We start from the raw sequence: 19,571 nt of genomic DNA on the forward strand, positions 1-19,571 counted from the left end.
GCATCGGCCCTGGAACCACCGGACGCACCCCGGATCACGCGGACCGCTCCGGCCCGTACAGCAGGGCCAGCCGTACGGCCTGGGCGGCGAACCACTCCCGCAGCGACGCCGGCGCCAGCACCTCCGCCTCGGGGCCCAGCGCCGTGAGCTGGGTGCGGGCGACCTCCTCGGACTCCACCGGCAGGGTCACCGTCACCCATCCGTCACCGCCCCCCTCACCGTCGGCTCCGGCCGCCTCGGCCAGTGCCTCCCGGGCGGCCACCGGGTCCACGGCGTGCGGCAGCGCGCGCATCCCCTCGGGCGACAGCCGTACCACCACCTCCGTCCGCAGGATCGAGCGCGCGAACTGTTCCGCCCGCTCCTCCCAGAACGCGGGCAGGTCGAACTCCGGGTCGCGCTCGAAGCGTTCCGTGCCCGCTCCGACCAGCGCGAACCGGTCGACGCGGTACACCCGGAAAGTCCCGTGCCCCGGCACCCGCGCGCACAGGTACCAGACACCCGCCTTGAGCACGAGCCCGTACGGCTCCAGCTCCCGCTCCACCTCGGTGGCCCCGCGCCGGTAGCGCGCGACGACCCGGCGGTCGTCCCACACCGCGTCCGCCACGGTCGGCAGCAGCTCGGGCGCCGGCACCTCGCAGAACCAGTTCGGGGCGTCCAGATGGAAGCGCTGGGCCGCCGTCCGCGGAGCGTCCCGCAGGGACGGCAGCAGTGCCGCCGACACCTTCAGCCGGGCCGCGGAGGCCGTGTCCTGCAGCCCCATCTCGCGCAGCGCGCCCGGCACCCCGGACAGGAACAGCGCCTCCGCCTCACCGCGGGCCAGCCCCGTCAGCCTGGTCCGGTAGCCGCCGACCAGCCTGTACCCGCCGGTCCGTCCCCGGTCCGCGTACACCGGCACCCCGGCCTCGGACAGGGCCTGCGCGTCCCGGGTGACGGTCCGCTCCGACACCTCCAGCTCGCGCGCCAGCTCGGCGGCGGTCATGGAGGGCCGGGACTGGAGCAGCAGCACCATCTTGATCAGCCGGGCAGCGCGCATGGCGCCCATGATGCAGCAGGAGGCCCCCGCCGCGGCGGGGGCCTCCTGCCGTCGAACCCGAGGAACCCCTTGGTCCTACGGAGTCCTGCAGGTCCTGCAGTTCCTACAGGCCGTACTTCTCGCGCGCTTCCTTCACGGCCGTCACCTGTACCTCGCCGCGCCGGGCGAGCTGTGCCAGCGCCGCGACGACGACGGACTCGGCGTCGATCCCGAAGTGGCGGCGGGCCGCCTCGCGGGTCTCGGAGAGGCCGAAGCCGTCGGCGCCCAGCGAGGTGTAGTCCTGCTCGACCCACTGCGCGATCTGGTCGGGGACCTGGCGCATGTAGTCGGAGACCGCCAGCACCGGACCCTCGGCACCCTGGAGTGCCTGCCGGACGTACGGCACCCGCTCCTCGCCGCGCAGCAGCGCCTCGTCCGCCTCCATGGCGTCCCGGCGCAGCTCGGTCCACGACGTCGCCGACCACACGTCGGCCGCCACGCCCCACTCCTCGGCGAGCATCCGCTGGGCCTTCAGCGCCCAGTGGATCGCCGTACCGGAACCGAGCAGCTGGATCCGCGCCGCGTCGGCCGCGGGGGCGAGCCCGGCCGACTCCGCCGTGTTGAAGCGGTACAGGCCCTTGAGGATGCCCTCGTCGATCCCGGCGGCCGACGGCTTGGCCGGCTGCGGGAGAGGCTCGTTGTAGACCGTCAGGTAGTAGAAGACGTTCTGGTCCTCGCCCGGGGCCGCCTCGCCGTACATCCGGCGCAGACCGTCCTTGACGATGATGGCGATCTCGTACGCGAAGGCCGGGTCGTAGCTCAGCGCGGCCGGGTTGGTCGCCGCGATGACCGGCGAGTGGCCGTCGGCGTGCTGCAGGCCCTCACCGGTGAGCGTGGTGCGGCCGGCGGTGGCACCGACGAGGAAACCGCGGCCGAGCTGGTCGCCGAGCTGCCACATCTGGTCGGCCGTGCGCTGCCAGCCGAACATCGAGTAGAAGATGTAGAACGGGATCATCGCCTCGCCGTGCGTCGCGTACGACGTGGAGGCGGCGATGAAGTCGGCCATGGAACCGGCCTCGGTGATCCCCTCGTTGAGGATCTGCCCGTTCTCGGCCTCCTTGTAGTACATCAGCTGGTCGCGGTCGACCGGCTCGTACGTCTGGCCCTTGGGCGAGTAGATGCCGAGCGACGGGAAGAGCGACTCCATGCCGAAGGTGCGCGCCTCGTCGGGGACGATCGGCACCCAGCGTCTGCCGGTCTCCTTGTCGCGGACCAGGTCCTTGACCAGGCGGACGAAGGCCATGGTGGTGGCCACGTTCTGCGAGCCGGAGCCCTTGTCGAAGGCGGCGAACGCCTTGTCCGCCGGGGCCGGCAGCGGGGCGACGGGGTGCACACGGCGGGCCGGGGCCGGACCGCCGAGGGCCGCGCGCCGCTCCTGGAGGTAACGGACCTCGGGGGAGTCGGCGCCCGGGTGGCCGTAGGGGACCACGCCGTCGACGAAGTCGCTGTCCTTGATCGGCAGTTCGAGGCGGTCGCGCATCGCCTTGAACTCGTCCACCGACAGCTTCTTCATCTGGTGGTTGGCGTTCTTCGACGCGAAGCCCTCGCCGAGCGTGTGGCCCTTGACCGTCTGGGCCAGGATCACGGTCGGCGCGCCCGTGTGGGAGAGCGCGGCGCGGTAGGCGGCGTAGACCTTGCGGGCCTCGTGGCCGCCGCGCGAGAGGTGGAAGCACTCGACGATCTTGTCGTCGCTCAGCAGCTTCGCCATCTCGACGAGCGCCGGGTCCTTGCCGAAGAAGTCCTCGCGGATGTAGGCGGCGTCGCGGGTCTGGTACGTCTGGACCTGCGCGTCGGGCACCTCGCGCAGGCGGCGGACCAGCGCGCCGGTGGTGTCCAGCCGGAACAGCTCGTCCCAGGCGGTGCCCCACAGGCTCTTGACCACGTTCCAGCCGGCGCCGCGGAACTGGGCCTCCAGCTCCTGCACGATCTTGAAGTTGGCGCGGACCGGGCCGTCGAGCCGCTGCAGGTTGCAGTTGATGACGAAGGTCAGGTTGTCCAGGCCCTCGCGGGAGGCGAGGGTGAGCGCGGTGGTGGACTCCGGCTCGTCCATCTCGCCGTCGCCGAGGAACGCCCACACGTGGGAGTTCGACAGGTCCTTGATGCCGCGGCTGGTCAGATAGCGGTTGAACCGCGCCTGGTAGATCGCGGAGATCGGGCCGAGGCCCATCGAGACCGTGGGGAACTCCCACAGCCACGGCAGGCGCCGCGGATGCGGGTAGGACGGCAGCCCGTCGCCGCCGGCCTCGCGGCGGAAGTTGTCGAGGTGCCCCTCGGTCAGCCTGCCGTCGAGGAAGGCGCGGGCGTAGATGCCGGGGGAGGCGTGGCCCTGGATGTAGAGCTGGTCGCCGGAGCCGTCACCCTCCTTGCCGCGGAAGAAGTGGTTGAAGCCGGTCTCGTAGAGCCAGGCCGCGGAGGCGAAGGTGGCGATGTGGCCGCCGACGCCGTACTTGCTGCCGCGGGTCACCATCGCCGCCGCGTTCCAGCGGTTCCACGCGGTGATGCGGGACTCCATCGCCTCGTCGCCGTCCACGGCGGGCTCGGCGGCGGTGGGGATGGTGTTGACGTAGTCGGTCTCGAGAAGCTGCGGCAGCGCCACGCCGGCGCCCTCGGCGCGCTCCAGCGTACGGCGCATCAGGTACGCGGCCCGGTGCGGTCCGGCGGCCTTGGCGACGGCGTCGAGGGAGGCCTGCCATTCGGCGGTCTCCTCGGGGTCGCGGTCCGGGAGCTGGTCCAGCTCGCTCGGCTGGATGGCCTTGGGGTCGGTCATGTCGCCGCCTTCCTCAGTCGAAGGGGGTTCCCTCATCGGTAAGGGTTCGGGGGTGCCCTTGGTCTTTGGCAGGACAGGGCTGGGGCTCTGGTGGAGAGCCCGCAGGCGACCATAACCCGCTGATCGATGATCGATCAAAGGGTTCAGGTGAAAATCTCTTGATTTCAAGAAAGTCGGCACGCGGTGCCCGGGCAAGTGGCACCGAGTGACGCGAAGGAGGCGGTGTTCTCGCAGGTGGGCAAGGGTCTCCGGAGCTCCCTCGACGGGCTCACGCCCGGGGCGCGCACCCCAGCACGTGGGCCTTCACGATCTCCGCGATCCGGGGGTCACGGCGGCGGAACGCGGCCACCAGGTCCTGGTGCTCCTCCGCGTACGACTGCTGGACCGTGCCCAGCCAGCGGATGGACAGGGCGGTGAAGACCTCGATGCCCAGGCCCTCCCAGGTGTGCAGCAGCACCGAGTTGCCGGCCGCGCGGACCAGCTCGCGGTGGAAGGCGACCGTGTGCCGCACCTGGCCCGTGCCGTCGGCGACGCGGTCGGCCTCGTACAGCGCGGCGACGTGCGGCTCCAGCGCCGAGCAGTCCTCCGCCAGCCGCTCCGCGGCCAGTTCCGCGGCGATCGCCTCGAGACCGGCCCGCACCGGGTAGCTCTCCTCCAGGTCGGTGGCCGAGAGGTTCCGCACCCGGACGCCCTTGTTGGGCGCCGACTCGATCAGCCGCAGCGACTCCAGCTCGCGCAGCGCCTCCCGCACCGGCGTCTGGCTGACCTCGAGCTCCGTCGCGATCCGTCGCTCCACGATCCGCTCGCCCGGCTGCCAGCGCCCGCTGATGATCCCTTCCAGGATGTGCTCGCGGATCTGCTCGCGCAGCGAGTGGACGACGGGCGCGGTCATGAGGGCTCCTTGAACAGGACTCGTGAATCCGAGACAGCCGCCCGACGGGCCCCGTCGAGGGGCGGCGGACGGGCGACGGACAGGACCCTTGAGGGCGATTGACCCTTAGACAATACGGCTGTGACACCGTCCGGGAGGGGCGCACAGGGCGCTTTCAACCAGGTGAGACGAGGCTTACACAGCGCACACGCCCCAGCCCGCTACGGATGCGCCCGGACCCGCCCGGCCCGCGCGACAGGGCCCGCCGATCCCGCCCGGCCCGCGCGAACCGGCCCGCCCGGTTCGCTGCAGCGGGCCCGCCTGCCGGGCCGGCGCCCCCGAGGCCGGCGTCACCCGAGCTCCCACGGCTCGAGCCGCCCGGATGCGAAGCGCGGCGTACCGGGCACCGCTCACCAAGCCCGGGCACCGAGCTCCGCACACGACGGTGCCCCCGCCCGGAGACTTCCGGACGGGGGCACCGGTGACCGGGGTCGGCGCCCCGGTTCAGCGGCCGTGGATCACAGGCCGAGCTCGACCTCGAACTCGCCCGCCTCCAGGATCGCCTTGACCGAGTTCAGGTAACGGGCCGCGTCGGCGCCGTCCACCAGACGGTGGTCGTAGGAGAGGGTCAGGTACGTCATGTCGCGGACGCCGATGACCGTGCCCTCCTCCGTCTCGATGACGGCCGGGCGCTTGACCGTGGCACCGATGCCGAGGATCGCGACCTGGCCCGGAGGCACGATGATCGTGTCGAACAGCGCGCCGCGCGAACCGGTGTTGCTGATGGTGAAGGTCCCGCCGGACAGCTCGTCCGGAGTGATCTTGCTCGCCCGGACCTTGCCCGCGAGGTCGGCCGTGGCCTTGGAGATACCGGCGATGTTGAGGTCACCGGCGTTCTTGATGACCGGGGTCATCAGGCCCTTCTCGGAGTCCACCGCGATACCGATGTGCTCGGTGTCGAAGTAGGTGATGGTCCCCTCGGCCTCGTTGATCCGGGCGTTGACGGCCGGGTGGGCCTTCAGCGCCTGGGCCGCGGCCTTGACGAAGAACGGCATCGGGGAGAGCTTGACGCCCTCACGGGCCGCGAACGCGTCCTTGGCCCGCGTGCGCAGCTTCATCAGCCGCGTGACGTCGACCTCGACGACCGAGGACAGCTGCGCCTGCTCGCGCAGCGCCTTGACCATGTTGTCGCCGATGACCTTGCGGATCCGCGGCATCTTCACGGTCTGACCGCGCAGCGGCGACGCCTCGAGGACCGGGCCCCGCTTGGCGGCCGGGGCGGCCTGCGGCGCGGGAGCCGCCGCCGGGGCGGCCTTCGCGGCCTCGGCCGCGGCGACCACGTCCTGCTTGCGGATCCGGCCGCCGACGCCGGTGCCCTTGACCGTGGACAGGTCGACGCCGTGCTCGGCGGCGAGCTTGCGCACCAGCGGGGTCACGTAGGCGCCCTCGTCGGTCGGCTGGGCGGCGGCGGGAGCCGCGGCCGGAGCCGCCGGCGCGGGGGCCGGGGCAGCCGGCTGCGGAGCCGGAGCGGCCTGCTGCGGGGCGGGGGCAGGTGCCGGAGCGGCCTGCTGCGGCGCCGGAGCCGGAGCCGGGGCGGGCTCGGGCTCGGGCTGCGCCGGGGTGGGCTCCGGCGCCGGCTCGGGCTGCGCCGGGGCGGGCTCCGGCTCGGGCTGCGCCGGGGCGGCCGGAGCCTGCTCGGCAGCCACCGGAGCGGCTCCCGGAGCGCCGATGACGGCGAGCTTGGCGCCCACCTCGGCGGTCTCGTCCTCGCCGACCGTGATCTCCAGCAGCACACCCGAGGTGGGCGCCGGGATCTCGGTGTCGACCTTGTCGGTGGAGACCTCGAGCAGCGGCTCGTCGGCCTCGACGCTGTCACCGACCGACTTCAGCCAGCGGGTGACGGTGCCCTCGGTGACGGACTCGCCGAGCGCGGGCAGGACCACGTCGGTGCCCTCGGCGGAGCCGCCGCCGGCGGCGGCCTCGGGGGTGGGAGCGGGCGCCGGGGCGGCCTGCTCGGTGGACGGGGCGGCCTGGGCCGGCTCGGGAGCCGGTGCGGCGGGCTGTTCGGCCTGCGGGGCCGGCTCGGCGGGCTGCTCGGCGGCGGGCGCCTCGGCCGCCGCCGGGGTGGCGTCGGCCGCGCCGGTGCCGTCGTCGATCAGGGCCAGCTCGGCACCGACCTCGACGGTCTCGTCCTCGGCGACCTTGATGGAGGACAGCACGCCGGCGGCCGGAGAGGGGATCTCGGTGTCGACCTTGTCGGTGGAGACCTCGAGCAGCGGCTCGTCGGCCTCGACGCGCTCGCCCTCGGCCTTCAGCCAGCGGGTGACAGTGCCCTCGGTGACGCTCTCGCCGAGCGCCGGAAGGGTTACGGAAACCGCCATGGTTTCGGTTGCTCCTTAGAAGTGCGGAAGTCTGTGTCGTCGCGCCCGTGACCGAAGAGGTCAGTCGTGGGAGTGGAGGGGCTTGCCCGCGAGGGCAAGGTGGGCCTCGCCGAGCGCCTCGTTCTGCGTCGGGTGGGCGTGGACCAGCTGGGCGACCTCGGCAGGCAGCGCCTCCCAGTTGTAGATCAGCTGTGCTTCGCCGACCTGCTCGCCCATACGGTCGCCGACCATGTGGACGCCGACCACCGCACCGTCCTTGACCTGGACGAGCTTGATCTCGCCCGTGGTCTTGAGGATCTTGCTCTTGCCGTTGCCCGCCAGGTTGTACTTCAGGGCGACGACCTTGTCCGCACCGTAGATCTCCTTGGCCTTGGCCTCGGTGATGCCGACGGAGGCGACCTCGGGGTGGCAGTACGTCACCCGGGGCACGCCGTCGTAGTCGACCGGGACGGTCTTCAGACCGGCCAGCCGCTCCGCCACCAGCATGCCCTCGGCGAAGCCGACGTGCGCGAGCTGGAGCGTCGGGACGAGGTCACCGACCGCGGAGACGGTCGGGACGTTGGTCCGCATGTACTCGTCGACCAGGACGTAACCGCGGTCCATGGCGACCCCGGCCTCCTCGTAGCCGAGGCCCTGCGAGACCGGGCCGCGGCCGATGGCGACGAGCAGGATCTCGGCCTCGAACTCCTTGCCGTCGGCGAGGGTGACCTTCACGCCGTCCTGGGTGTACTCGGCCTTCTCGAAGAAGGTGCCCAGGTTGAACTTGATGCCCCGCTTGCGGAACGCCCGCTCCAGCAGCTTCGAGCTGTTCTCGTCCTCGACCGGGACGAGGTGCTTGAGGCCCTCGACGATGGTCACGTCGGTGCCGAAGGACTTCCACGCGGAGGCGAACTCGACGCCGATGACGCCGCCGCCCAGCACGATCGCGGACTTCGGCACACGGTCCAGGACGAGGGCGTGGTCGGAGGAGATGATCCGGTTGCCGTCGATCTCCAGGCCCGGCAGCGACTTCGGCACGGAGCCGGTCGCCAGCAGGACGTGGCGGCCCTGGACCCGCTGACCGTTCACGTCGACGGAGGTCGGCGAGGACAGCCGGCCCTCACCCTCGATGTAGGTCACCTTGCGGGAGGCGATGAGACCCTGCAGGCCCTTGTACAGGCCCGAGATCACGTCGTCCTTGTACTTGTTGACGGCCGCCATGTCGATGCCCTCGAAGGTGGCCTTCACACCGAACTGCTCGCTCCCGCGGGCCTGGTCGGCGATCTCGCCCGCGTGCAGCAGGGCCTTGGTGGGAATGCACCCGTTGTGCAGGCAGGTACCGCCGACCTTGTCCTTCTCGATCAGGGCGACGTCCAGGCCCAGCTGCGCCCCGCGCAGGGCCGCGGCATAACCACCGCTGCCACCGCCGAGGATCACTAGGTCGAAAACAGTGCTGGCGTCGTTCGCCACGTCACGTCCTCCATGCATGTGCGCCACGCCGGTCTCCAGTGACCGGTCGGCGGCTGGTGTCCGGCCGCTCTTTTGCCTTCGGCCCTTCGGTGGGGCCCTGTCCTGCCGAGCCCTATCCTCGCACTTGTCGACGCGGAACGAGACGCGGGGCGGCGGTGTGAGACGCCCCACGTTCGAACGTCCGCCCGCCGCAGGCGTGGTGAGCACGTGCGAGGCCCGGCACGACACGCCCCCGAAGCACCCGGGCCGGCCTGGACGGGCCGGCCCGGGGGGACCCGCGCGTGACGGCGGGGCCCCGCCCCGCTCGGGACACTGCCGGCGCGTTCCGTGACGGGCCACGAGGGGCGCGCTCGCCCCGCCGGACCGCCGCCCGGGCGGCGTGCCGCCGGGACGAACGTCCCCGTCGTGTCCTTGGGGCCCGGCCGATGTGGGCCGGCCGCTTCGCCCACGGCGTCCGCGCGGGCACGGGGCCCGCCGGCGACCGGACCGGACGGCTCAGCCCAGTTCGCCGGCCGCCGTCTGCTCCGCGAGGCGGACCAGCGTCCGTACCGCCGAGCCCGTACCGCCCTTGGGCGTGTACCCGAAGGGGCCGCCCTCGTTGAAAGCCGGCCCCGCGATGTCGAGGTGGGCCCAGGTGATGCCCTCGCCGACGAACTCGCGCAGGAAGAGACCGGCGACCAGCCCGCCGCCCATCCGCTCGCCCATGTTCGCGATGTCGGCAGTGGCCGAATCCATCCCCTTGCGCAGGTGCTCCGGCAGCGGCATCGGCCAGGCGGGCTCGCCGGCCTCCTCGGCGGCCTCCAGCACCGCGGCGCGGAAGGTGTCGTCGTTCGCCATGATGCCGAAGGTGCGGTTGCCCAGCGCCAGGACCATCGCGCCGGTCAGCGTCGCCACGTCCACGATCGCGTCCGGCTCCTCCTCCGAGGCGGCCCACAGCGCGTCCGCGAGGACCAGACGGCCCTCGGCGTCGGTGTTGAGCACCTCGACCGTCTTGCCGCTGTACATGCGCAGCACGTCACCCGGGCGGGTGGCGGAACCCGACGGCATGTTCTCGGCCAGCGCCAGCCAGCCGGTGACGTTGACCGCGAGGCCGAGGCGGGCGGCGGCGACGACCGCCGCGAACACGGCGGCGGCACCGCTCATGTCGCACTTCATCGTCTCGTTGTGCCCGGCCGGCTTCAGCGAGATGCCGCCCGAGTCGTACGTGATGCCCTTGCCGACGAAGGCGAGGTGCTTCTTCGCCTTCGCGGAGGTGTACGACAGCTTCACCAGCCGCGGACCCGACGCCGAGCCGGCACCCACCCCGAGGATGCCGCCGTGGCCGCCCTTGGCCAGCGCCTTCTCGTCGAGCACCTGCACCTTGATGCCGTGCTCCTTGGCCGCGGCCTGGGCGACGGCGGCGAAGGCCTCGGGATCGAGGTCGTTGGGCGGGGTGTTGACCAGGTCACGGGCCCGGTTGAGCTCCTCGGCCACCGTGGTGGCCCGTGCGACGGCCGCCTTGAAGGCCTTGTCGCGGGACGGCACGCCGGCCAGCACGACCTCGGCGAGCGGCGCCTTGCGGGCCTTCTTCCTGCCCTTGCCGCCGTTGTCGGAGGTGTTCTTGTAGGCGTCGAAGGAGTACGCGCCGAGCAGCGCGCCCTCGGCGACCGCGCCGGCGTCGGCGGCGTCCGTCATCGGGAGGGCGAAGACGGCCTTCTTGGAGCCGGACAGGGCGCGGGCGGCCACGCCGGCCGCCCGGCGCAGTGCCTCGGTGTCGGGAGCGGCGTCCTTCTCGGGCTGGGTGCCCAGGCCCACCGCGACCACGAGCGGCGTCTTGAAGCCGGTCGGCGCGGGGAGCTTCGTCACCTCACCCTCGGCGCCGGACGCGCCGAGGGTCTCCAGGACGCCGGTGAGCCTGCCGTCGTAGGCCTTGTCCACGGCTTCGGCGCCCGGTACGACGACCGGGCCACCGGCCGCGGACGCAGTGCCCTTGGCGACACCGATCACGATCGCGTCGGCCCGCAGGCCGGGCAACGCGGCGGTGCTGAGAGTGAGAGCAGTCACGGTGGTGATTTCTCGCTTCCGATGTGAAGTTGCTGTGGCCGAAAGGTGTGGGTCGACCGAACCCGGCGCCGACCCTAACGGCGACCTGACGGTACGGTCTCGGCGGGGCCTTCCCCGGTACGGCGACACTCCGGACGAGACTACGCGCGTCTGCGTGTCCACTCCCTCACGCGGGTCTTTATCGATCGGTGATGTGGCGGCCGTCTCCGGGACCCGGCCGCGGACCGCCGGACGACGGCGGAACACCCCGAGACGCCGCCCCGAGCCACCGCCCCGAGCCACCGCCCCGAGACACGACCTCTGAGACGAGACCCATGAGACGACACGCAGGACCGCCCGGCACGCCCTTCGCTCTCACCCTCGCTCTCGCTCTGTGCGCGCTGCTGCTCGCGGGCTGCACCGGCTCCGGAGCCCCCGCCGGCGCCGACGGGGGCTCCGGGCGGACCGGGGACCCCGGTTCACGCTGGCAGCCGCGTCCCGGTACCGGCTGGCAGTGGCAGCTCAGCGGGCGCCTCGACACCTCGGTCGACGTGCCGGTCTACGACATCGACGGGTTCGACCACTCCGGGGACACGGTCGCGCGGCTGCACCGCGACGGCCGCAAGGTCATCTGCTACCTGTCCACGGGGGCCTGGGAGGACTTCCGCCCCGACGCCGGGGACTTCCCCGACGAGGTGATCGGCCGCGGCAACGGCTGGGAGGGCGAGCGCTGGCTCGACATCCGGCGTACCGACGTCCTGGAACCGATCATGGCCGAGCGGTTCGACATGTGCCGCGACAAGGGCTTCGACGCGGTGGAGCCGGACAACATGGACGGCTACCGCAACCGCACCGGGTTCCCGCTCACCGCCGCCCACCAGCTCCGCTACAACCGCCTGATCGCCCGGCTCGCCCACGAACGCGGCCTGGCCGTCGGCCTGAAGAACGACCTGGACCAGATCCCGCAGCTGGTCGGCGACTACGACTTCGCGGTCAACGAGCAGTGCGCCCAGTACGGCGAGTGCGCGCGGCTCACCCCGTTCGTCGAGGCCGGCAAGGCCGTCTTCCACGCCGAGTACGAACTGCCCACCGACCGCTTCTGCGCCGACTCCCGGCGGCTGAAGCTGAGTTCCCTGCTGAAGAAGTACGAACTGGGGGTCTGGAGGCAGGCCTGCTGAGGCCGGTGCCGGGCGCGCCGGGGGTCCGGCGGGGGCCGCTCAGCCCAGCGCCGCGACGACGAGGGCGGTCGTCGCCGCGGTCTCCGTCAGCGCGCCGAACACATCGCCGGTGACCCCGCCGAAGCGGCGTACGCAGTGCCGCAGGAGGAGTTCCGCGACCGCGGCCGACAGCAGTACCGCGAGGACGCCGCGGACGGCGCCGTCCGCGCCGAGGAGGGCGCCCCCGGCCGCCGCCGCGCCGGTCACCGCGAGCGCGACGGCCGTCGCCCCCGGCCGCGGCACGACCCCGGCGACCGCGGCGCCCAGCCCTTCCGGGCGGGCGGGCGGCACCCCGGTCCGGGCGGCGAGGGTGAGGACGAGCCGGGCCGCGACCGCCGCGACCACGGCGGCGAGCGCACCCCGGGTCCAGGAGCCGTCGTACGCCCGGGCCAGTGCGGCCACCTGGGCCAGCAGTACGAGGACGAGGGTGAGTACGCCGAACGGGCCGATGTCCGACTGCTTCATGATCCGCAGCGCGTCCTCGGCCGGCTTGCCGCTGCCGAGCCCGTCCGCGACGTCGGCCAGCCCGTCGAGGTGCAGCCCTCGCGTGAGCACGGCGGGTACGGCGACGGTGGCGACGGCGGCGAGGGGCGCGCCCGCGCCGAGGAGCAGCAGCAGGAGCCCGGCGGCGGCTGCCGCGGCGCCCACCACCAGCCCGGCGAGCGGGGCGCACAGCATGCCGCCGCGCGCGGCCGGGCGGTCCCAGCGGGCCACCCGGACCGGGAGCACGGTCAGGGTGCCGAAAGCGAAGCGGAGACCGTCGGACAGCGAGGCCGGGAAAGGTGCGGACACCGGCGCAGGGTACCCGGTGGCCGGCGGGGCGCCCCGGGCAGCCATGGATAAAGTGCGCTTATGGGACATTGGCTGCAGCGGAACATCATCGAGCCGGGGAAGCTGCCGCTGCTCCTCGCCCTCACCGCCTTCGTCCTCACCTTCGTGATCACCCGGACCGTCACCCGGCTGATCCGGGCCGGCAGGGGCCCCTTCGGCAACGTGAAGGCGGGGGGTCTGCACATCCACCACGTCGTGCCCGGCGTGATCCTCACCGTCGTCGGCGGCTTCGGCGCGGTGGCGGGCGGCCGGCACGGCTTCGGGTCCGCGCTCAGCGCGGTCGTCTTCGGCGTCGGCGCCGGTCTCGTCCTGGACGAGTTCGCGCTGATCCTGCACCTCGACGACGTCTACTGGACCGAGGCGGGCCGGCAGAGCGTCGAGGTGGTCGTCCTCACCGCCGCGATGGTCGGGCTGGTGCTGTCCGGTTTCTCGCCGTTCGGCGTCGACGACCTGAGCGAGGACGAACTCCAGAACCGCGCGGGCGTCGCCCTGAACGTCGCGGTCAACTTCCTCTTCTCACTCATCGCCCTGAGCAAGGGCAAGACGAGGCTCGCCGTGTTCGGCGTGATCGTGCCCCTCGTCGCCGTGATCGGCGCGCTGCGTCTGGCCCGTCCCGGCTCGCCCTGGGCGAGACGCTTCTACCGGCACAGGCATCGCGCCCGCGCCCGGGCCGTCCTGCGCGCCTACCACCACGACCTCCGCTGGTCGGGGCCCCGCCGCACCCTTCAGGACTGGATCGGCGGCACACCCGACCCGGACCCGCCCCCACCGCTCGAACGCGGCTGACGGGCCGGGAGCTTGCTCCCGGCGCGGCCCTCCGTCCGGTGAGGGCGCGGGCCGCCCGGGACGTCCCCCGGGGGCGAAGCCGGCTGCGCCCCCGGCACCGGCGCGGCGTCCGCGGTGCCGGGGCTGCCGCCGGGGTCGCTGCCGGGGCCGGCGAGTGCCCGGCGGAAGGGCGCCTGCCACCCTGGCGGTCGGCTCGCCGCGTCCGGTGCGGGGCAGGGCTCGTGCCCCGCCGCGTCGGGCGCGGGTGACGCGGCGGGGTGTTGCTCCGGGCGATCGCTCGGGTGGGGGGTGTGGGGCTACTCGGGCTTCGGCGTCGGGGCCGGCTCCGGCTGCCCGTCGGTCGTCGGCTGCCCGTCGGCCGCCGACGGCTGTGAGGGCGCCGGCGTTCCCGAGGTCTCCGGCGTTCCCGACGTCTCCGACTGCCCGGGCCGGTCCGCTTCGGCCGGACTGCCCGAGGGTGTCGAGACGTCCGGGGGCCCTGAGGCCTTCGACTCCTCGGGGTGTTCCGGGAGTTCCGCGGCCAGGGCGGCCGCAGCCTGGACCAGGGGGAGGGCCAGGAGGCCGCCGGTGGCCTCGCCCACGGTGACGCCGTGGGCGAGGAGAGGCTCCAGCGCCATCCGGTCCAGCGCCTTCGCCTGGCCCGGCTCACCGCTGTCGTGCGAGGCCAGCCACCAGTCCGGCGCCCGGAACGCGATCCGCTGCGCCACCAGCGCGCACGACGCCGTCACGACCCCGTCGAGCACGACCGGCATCTTCCGTACCGCGGCCTGCAGCAGGAAGCCCGTCATCGCGGTGAGGTCGGCCCCGCCCACCGTCGCCAGCAGCCGCAACTGGTCGCCGAGCACCGGCCGGGCCCGCCGCAGCGCGTCGCGGATCGCCGCGCACTTGCGCATCCAGGCCAGGTCGTCGATCGCCACGCCACCGCGCCCGGTGACCACGGACGCGTCCGTCCCGCACAGCGCGCCCACCAGCACGCCCGCCGCCGTGGTGCCGCCCACGCTCACATCGCCGAGCACCACCAGATCCGTACCGGAGTCGGCCTCCTCGTCGGCCACCGCGACCCCGGCCCGGAACGCCGCCTCGGCCTCCTCCGGTGTCAGCGCGTCCTCGACGTCGATCCGTCCGCTGCCGCGCCGCACCCGGTGCCGTACGACGTCCTCGGGCAGGGCGTCCGGTTCGCAGTCCAGGGCCATGTCGACCACCCGCACCGGCACCCCGAGCCGCCGGGCCAGCACGGACACCGGGCGGCCGCCCTCCAGCACCTCGCGCACCCGTTCCCCGGCACTGCCCGCGGGCCGCGCCGAGACCCCCAGCCGGGCGACCCCGTGATCTCCGGCGAAGAGGACGACCCGCGGCCGTTCGACCGGCCGCACCGGCACCGCGGACTGCGCGGCGGCCAGCCACTCACCCAGCTCGTCGAGACGGCCCAGCGCCCCGGGCGGCACGATCTGGCGCTCGCGGCGAGCCTCCGCGTCACGGCGTACCCCGCCGTCCGGACGCTCGATCAGATCGGTGAAGTCGTCGAGATTCAGCGCGCTCATTCGCCGAACAGTACCGGCCCGGATCGAACACGCCGGAGCCCCGGGGCCCGTCGCCGGCGTCACCCGGGCCGCGCCGCCGGCATCCCGCCCGCCGGACGACGCCACCCCGGCGTCATTGCGCCCGGGATCGCCATCCGATCCGTAACGTTTTGCAAGGGAATGTCATCACCTGGCCCTTCGAACCCTCCCCGCCCGCCCCCTCACCCGGAGCCGCCCATGTCCGTGCCCGACGCCCCCGACGCACCCGCCGCCCCGCCGCCCGCCGCCCCACCGCCCGTCGCCCCCGGTGCCCCGGTCGTTCCCGCACAGCAGGCCGCCTCCGTACGGGTGCACGAGGCGCGCCGCGCGGACTGCCCCTGGTGCGGCTCGGCGCGGCTGTGCAACCGGCTGCGCACCGGCGACCTGCGGCGACACCGGCCGGGCCGGTTCACCGTCGACGCGTGCCGGGACTGCGGGCACACCTTCCAGAACCCCCGCCTCACCGCCGAGGGTCTGGCCTTCCACCGGCGGGCGCTGCGCGGGGCCCCCCGGGACGCCGTCACCGACGCCGTCCTCGCGCTGCGCGACGCCCCGCGCCGCCGCCGGGCCACGGCCCGCGCGATGCTGCGCTTCGGTGAACCGGAGAGCTGGCTGGACGTCGGCACCGGACACGCCCGCTTCCCGGACACCGCGCGGGAGTTCTTCCCGTACACCGCCTTCGACGGCACCGACCTCACCGCGCGCGTCGAACGCGCCCGCGTCCTCGGCCGTGTCGAGGAGGCCCACATCGGCGCGCTGACGGACCCGAAGGTGCGGGCCCGGGTGGCGGCCCGCTACGACGTCGTCAGCCTGCTGCACCACCTCGAACACACCACCGACCCGCGGGCCGAACTCCACGCCGCCCTGGACGCCCTGCGCCCCGGCGGCCATCTGCTCATCGAGACCCTGGACCCCGGCAGCGCGTTCGCCGCCCTGTTCGGCAGCCGGTGGCTGTCCTACGACCAGCCCCGGCGGCTGCATCTGCTGCCCCCGCGCAACCTCCGGGCCGAACTGGAGTCGCTCGGCTGCACGATCGTCACCACAGGCTCCGGTGGATCCGGGCCCACCGGAGCCGGCGCCAAGCACCGTCCCGTGTACGTTCCGTACGACCTGGCCGGCGCCGCCGCGCTGGCCCTCTCCCACGCCCTGCCCGCCCCGGACACCCCCTGGCGCGCGATCCCGCCGACCCCGTTCCAGCAGCAGGCACGCGCCGTACTGCTGCGCGCCGGCGCCCCGCTGGTCGCCGTCGCGGCGCTGGCGGACCTGGCGCTGGCGCCCGTCCTGCGGCACACCCCGTTCGCCAACGCGTACCGGATCGTCGCGCGCAAGCCGGCGAAGCCGCCGAACTGACCCCGCCCCCGGCCCTTTTCAGGCTCCGGCCCTCGTGGCTCACCCCCGGAGCACCAGCGCCTGGCCCGCCACCACCAGCAGCACCTGCTCGCACTCCTGCGCGAACGCCGCGTTCAGCCGCCCGAGTTCGTCCCGGTACCGGCGGCCGGACGCGGTGGCGGGGACGATGCCCGAGCCCACCTCGTTGGACACGGCGACCACGGTCCGCCGGGTCGCGCGCACCGCGTCCGTCAGCTCACGCACCCGCTCCCTGAGCGCCCGTTCCCCGCCGTCGGCCCACTGGGCGTCGTCCCACGCCCCCACGGAGTCCATGGCGTCCGTCAGCCACAGCGACAGGCAGTCCACCAGCAGCGGCGGCCCGTCGACCCCCAGCAGCGGCACCAGATCGCAGGTCTCCACGGTCCGCCACGACCCCGGCCGCCGCTCCTGGTGCGCCGACACCCGGGCCGCCCACTCGGTGTCCCCGTTGCGGGACCCGCCGGTCGCCACGTACAGCACCCGGGGCAGGGACTCCAGCCGGCGCTCGGCCTCCACCGACTTGCCGGACCGCGCCCCGCCCAGGACCAGCGTCCGGCGCGGCAGGTCGGGCACGTCCTCGTAGGCACCCACCTCCAGCGTGGTCCCGTCCGGTACGGCGCGCACCCCGGCCGCCGCGAGCCGGCGCCGCTCCTCCGCACCCGGCGGCACGTCGTGGTCGAGGTGTACGGCGACCACGTCCGTCGTCGCGCCCACCGCGCCCACCGCCCGCAGCCGCGCCAGCGCGTCCGGACGCCCCACGACGTCCAGCAGCACCATGGCGTACGGTTCGGCCGGCTCCTCCAGACCGGCCGGCGCCGTGCCCGGCGGCAGGTACAGCAGCCGCTGCCCGTCCGGACCGGTCACCGCGTACCCGGTGCCCGGCGCGTCCAGCGCCATCGCGCGCACCCGATGGCCCGTCAGCAGCGCCAGCTCCCGCCCGTCCGGCACCCGGCCGGGCTGCGGCAGCCCGGCCGGCACCTCGACCGCGGGGCCGTCGTGCGGATGGGAGAGCAGCACCTGGCGCACACCGCCCAGCGAACGCCCCGCGCGGGCGGCGGCGAACGCCACACCCGGCATCAGGTCCAGCAGCAGCGAGCCGTCCACGAGCAGCGAGGTCGCCGCGCGCGCGTACGGACCGGCGGCCAACGCGCAGGCGGCGCAGGGACAGTCGGGGCGGGGCAGGCCCGCGGGGGCACCGGTGCCGAGCAGAGTGAGTTCCACGGACCCGATTTTCGCCCCTCCCCACGCCTCCTGCGCGCCCGACCGGGCACTGTCACCGATGATCCACCGAATCATCCGCCGGACAGGCTCTAGGCTCTGCTCCAGGAGCCGGACCGTGATCCGGCTCCTGTCGTGCAGGTGCTCATACCCACGGAGGCGTACATGGCGGCATGGACGTGGCGGTTCGAGAAGGCCGACGGGACGCAGGTCGAGCCCGCGGTGACCCCGGAGGACTTCACCACGCAGGGGGACGCCGAGTCCTGGATCGGGGAGAACTGGAAGGCCCTGGCGGAGGGCGGCGCCGACCAGGTGCGGCTGCTGGAGGACACCACGGAGATCTACGGGCCGATGAGCCTGCACGCGGAAGAGGCGTGAACCCACGGGCATGAGAACCCGGACGTGAGAACCCGGGCGAGGGCGACGCGGCTCTCCGGGCGAGGGCTCCGGCCCCCGCCCGTCCCCCGGCCGCTCAGCCCCGTACGCCGCACAGGTGGAGCAGCGACGCCACCCCGCGGTAGGGGTCCGTCCGGCCGGCCCGCTCCTCGACCGCGAGGAGCGCCGCCAGGTCGTCGGGACAGCCGGGGGTGTGCGCGACCCGGGCTCCGTCCACCGCCGTGTCCGTGAAGACCCGGACCCCGTACCAGGTGTGCAGCGGCGCACCGAGCCCCGCGAGGGTAGCCGTCAGGTCCGTCAGCCGGTCGGCCCGCACCTCGAGCCCCGAGCCGTCCATGTGGCACGCCGAGTCGAACGCGGTCAGCGCCCCGGCCCAGTCGCCGCGCAGACCGGACCGCATCGCCGGCGCGTCGCCGTTGCGCACCAGGAGCGACAGCAGGCCGCCGGGAGCGAGCATCCGGGCCAGCCCCGCCACCAGCGGGTCCGGCTCCGCCACGTACATGAGCACGCCGTGGCAGAGCACCACGTCGAAGCTGCCCGGCAGGAAGTGCACCCCGGTGTCCCGGCCGTCGCCCTCGATGATCCGCACCCGCTCGCGGATGCCCTCGGGCTCCCCGGCGAGCACCGCGCGCGCGGCGGCGATCAGCTGCGCGTCCCGCTCCAGACCGGTCACCTGGTGGCCCGCCCGCGCCAGGCGCAGCGACTGCGGGCCCCGGCCCATGCCGACATCCAGCACGCGCAGCCGCCGTCCGACCGGAAACCGCCCCACTATCTGTTCGTCGAGCTGCCGGGCCAACAGCTCCTGCTGCACGACCTCCCGCAGGCTCCCGGGCGGCCCGGCCGCCCCGTTCACCCCCGGAGCGGAGGGCGGGACCTGCGCGGGCACCGCGGCGGGCGCCGCGCCGTCGGCGAACGGCGTGGTGCTCAGGGCCGTTCCCCGCGCTTGACCTGGGGCTTGGGCAGGCGCAGCCGGCGCATCTGCAGCGAGCGCATCAGCGCGTAGGCGACGGCGCCGCGGCGCTTGTCGTCGGGGAAGCGCTCGGCCAGCCGCTTCTTCAGCCGGAAGCCGGTCACGAGGGAGTCGAGCACGATCAGCACGATCACGACGAGCCACAGCAGCAGCGCCACGTTCTGCAGTTGGGGCACCCGGATCATGCTCAGCACCAGGATGATCACCGCCATCGGCAGGAAGTACTCCGCGATGTTGAACCGCGAGTCGACGTAGTCGCGCGCGAACCGGCGCACCGGCCCCTTGTCGCGGGCGGGCAGGTAGCGCTCGTCGCCGCTGGCCAGCGCCTGGCGCTGGCGCTCCATCGCGGCCCGGCGCTCGTCACGCTGCCGCTTGGCGGCCTCCTTGCGCGTCATCGACGTATTGGCCACGCTGCGCCGCTGGGTCTGCGCCTGGCTGCGCTTGGGCGTGGGGCGGCCCTTCGGGGCCTCCGGGTGGCGGGTCTGAGTGGAGTCGGTCACCGTCGCCTTGTCGGCGTGGGCCTTCTCTTCCTTGGCACGGCTACGGAACACAAAACCCAAGGGTACGGGGTGTACGGGGTTGGACCCCAGCCCCGGGGGGAACGATCCGGCAACACCACGCGTCTGCAGAAGTACGGAAGGGGCGTTGTGCGCGACTTGGGTGC

At 73.8% G+C, this 19,571-nt stretch carries 15 protein-coding genes; 4 read left to right on the forward strand and 11 right to left on the reverse strand.

Annotated elements, in window-relative coordinates; translation table 11 throughout:
- Positions 1 to 34 precede the first annotated feature (34 nt).
- The 6 genes from ORI94_RS02335 to ORI94_RS02360 form a co-directional block, all read right to left on the reverse strand.
- Positions 35 to 1,033: a helix-turn-helix transcriptional regulator gene (locus ORI94_RS02335; protein ID WP_266071997.1), complete on the reverse strand. Its 999-nt coding sequence runs from the start codon at positions 1,031 to 1,033 to the stop codon at positions 35 to 37.
- 103 nt (positions 1,034 to 1,136) lie between these two features.
- Entirely contained in the window at positions 1,137 to 3,839 is a 2,703-nt protein-coding gene (aceE, locus tag ORI94_RS02340) for a pyruvate dehydrogenase (acetyl-transferring), homodimeric type (protein ID WP_266071998.1), read from the reverse strand.
- Between the two features lie 268 nt (positions 3,840 to 4,107).
- Positions 4,108 to 4,731, reverse strand: coding sequence for a GntR family transcriptional regulator (locus ORI94_RS02345; protein ID WP_266071999.1), 624 nt, complete (start codon positions 4,729 to 4,731; stop codon positions 4,108 to 4,110).
- A gap of 497 nt (positions 4,732 to 5,228) precedes the next feature.
- On the reverse strand, positions 5,229 to 7,091 hold the full coding sequence (gene sucB, locus ORI94_RS02350; RefSeq protein WP_266072000.1) for a 2-oxoglutarate dehydrogenase, E2 component, dihydrolipoamide succinyltransferase: 1,863 nt from the start codon (positions 7,089 to 7,091) through the stop codon (positions 5,229 to 5,231).
- A gap of 60 nt (positions 7,092 to 7,151) precedes the next feature.
- Positions 7,152 to 8,540 (reverse strand): dihydrolipoyl dehydrogenase, encoded by a 1,389-nt coding sequence (gene lpdA / locus ORI94_RS02355; RefSeq protein ID WP_266072001.1) that lies wholly within the window; start codon positions 8,538 to 8,540, stop codon positions 7,152 to 7,154.
- A 495-nt stretch (positions 8,541 to 9,035) separates the two neighbouring features.
- Positions 9,036 to 10,583 (reverse strand): leucyl aminopeptidase, encoded by a 1,548-nt coding sequence (locus tag ORI94_RS02360; RefSeq protein WP_266072002.1) that lies wholly within the window; start codon positions 10,581 to 10,583, stop codon positions 9,036 to 9,038.
- A 314-nt stretch (positions 10,584 to 10,897) separates the two neighbouring features.
- Here ORI94_RS02360 and ORI94_RS02365 point away from each other — a divergent pair, with 314 nt between their 5' ends.
- Positions 10,898 to 11,740, forward strand: a complete 843-nt coding sequence (locus ORI94_RS02365) for an endo alpha-1,4 polygalactosaminidase (protein WP_266072003.1) — start codon at positions 10,898 to 10,900, stop codon at positions 11,738 to 11,740.
- A gap of 39 nt (positions 11,741 to 11,779) precedes the next feature.
- Here the strand turns inward: ORI94_RS02365 and ORI94_RS02370 are convergent, their stop codons facing one another.
- The gene (locus ORI94_RS02370; RefSeq protein ID WP_266072004.1) at positions 11,780 to 12,616 is read right to left on the reverse strand and encodes an adenosylcobinamide-GDP ribazoletransferase; all 837 of its coding nucleotides are present in this window, start codon (positions 12,614 to 12,616) and stop codon (positions 11,780 to 11,782) included.
- Between the two features lie 15 nt (positions 12,617 to 12,631).
- Here ORI94_RS02370 and ORI94_RS02375 point away from each other — a divergent pair, with 15 nt between their 5' ends.
- Complete coding sequence (locus tag ORI94_RS02375) at positions 12,632 to 13,396, forward strand: hypothetical protein (protein ID WP_266072005.1); 765 nt, start codon at positions 12,632 to 12,634, stop codon at positions 13,394 to 13,396.
- Between the two features lie 296 nt (positions 13,397 to 13,692).
- On the opposite strand, the gene cobT is transcribed toward ORI94_RS02375, so the two are convergent.
- Positions 13,693 to 14,937, reverse strand: a complete 1,245-nt coding sequence (cobT, locus tag ORI94_RS02380; protein ID WP_266072006.1) for a nicotinate-nucleotide--dimethylbenzimidazole phosphoribosyltransferase — start codon at positions 14,935 to 14,937, stop codon at positions 13,693 to 13,695.
- Positions 14,938 to 15,153: 216 nt separating this feature from the next.
- Here cobT and ORI94_RS02385 point away from each other — a divergent pair, with 216 nt between their 5' ends.
- Positions 15,154 to 16,305, forward strand: coding sequence for a class I SAM-dependent methyltransferase (locus ORI94_RS02385; RefSeq protein WP_266072007.1), 1,152 nt, complete (start codon positions 15,154 to 15,156; stop codon positions 16,303 to 16,305).
- A 39-nt stretch (positions 16,306 to 16,344) separates the two neighbouring features.
- Here the strand turns inward: ORI94_RS02385 and ORI94_RS02390 are convergent, their stop codons facing one another.
- Positions 16,345 to 17,544, reverse strand: coding sequence for a bifunctional adenosylcobinamide kinase/adenosylcobinamide-phosphate guanylyltransferase (locus tag ORI94_RS02390; RefSeq protein WP_266072008.1), 1,200 nt, complete (start codon positions 17,542 to 17,544; stop codon positions 16,345 to 16,347).
- 162 nt (positions 17,545 to 17,706) lie between these two features.
- On the opposite strand from ORI94_RS02390, the gene ORI94_RS02395 reads away from it, so the two are divergent.
- Positions 17,707 to 17,919: a hypothetical protein gene (locus tag ORI94_RS02395; RefSeq protein ID WP_266072009.1), complete on the forward strand. Its 213-nt coding sequence runs from the start codon at positions 17,707 to 17,709 to the stop codon at positions 17,917 to 17,919.
- Between the two features lie 94 nt (positions 17,920 to 18,013).
- Here ORI94_RS02395 and ORI94_RS02400 read toward each other — a convergent pair whose 3' ends face one another.
- A complete protein-coding gene (locus ORI94_RS02400) occupies positions 18,014 to 18,733 on the reverse strand; it encodes a class I SAM-dependent methyltransferase (protein ID WP_266072521.1) in 720 nt (239 codons plus the stop codon).
- A 128-nt stretch (positions 18,734 to 18,861) separates the two neighbouring features.
- Positions 18,862 to 19,536: a DUF3043 domain-containing protein gene (locus ORI94_RS02405; RefSeq protein WP_266072523.1), complete on the reverse strand. Its 675-nt coding sequence runs from the start codon at positions 19,534 to 19,536 to the stop codon at positions 18,862 to 18,864.
- Positions 19,537 to 19,571: the final 35 nt, after the last annotated feature.

The sequence above is a fragment of the Streptomyces sp. NEAU-W12 genome (genome assembly GCF_026242095.1).
Taxonomy (GTDB): domain Bacteria; phylum Actinomycetota; class Actinomycetes; order Streptomycetales; family Streptomycetaceae; genus Streptomyces.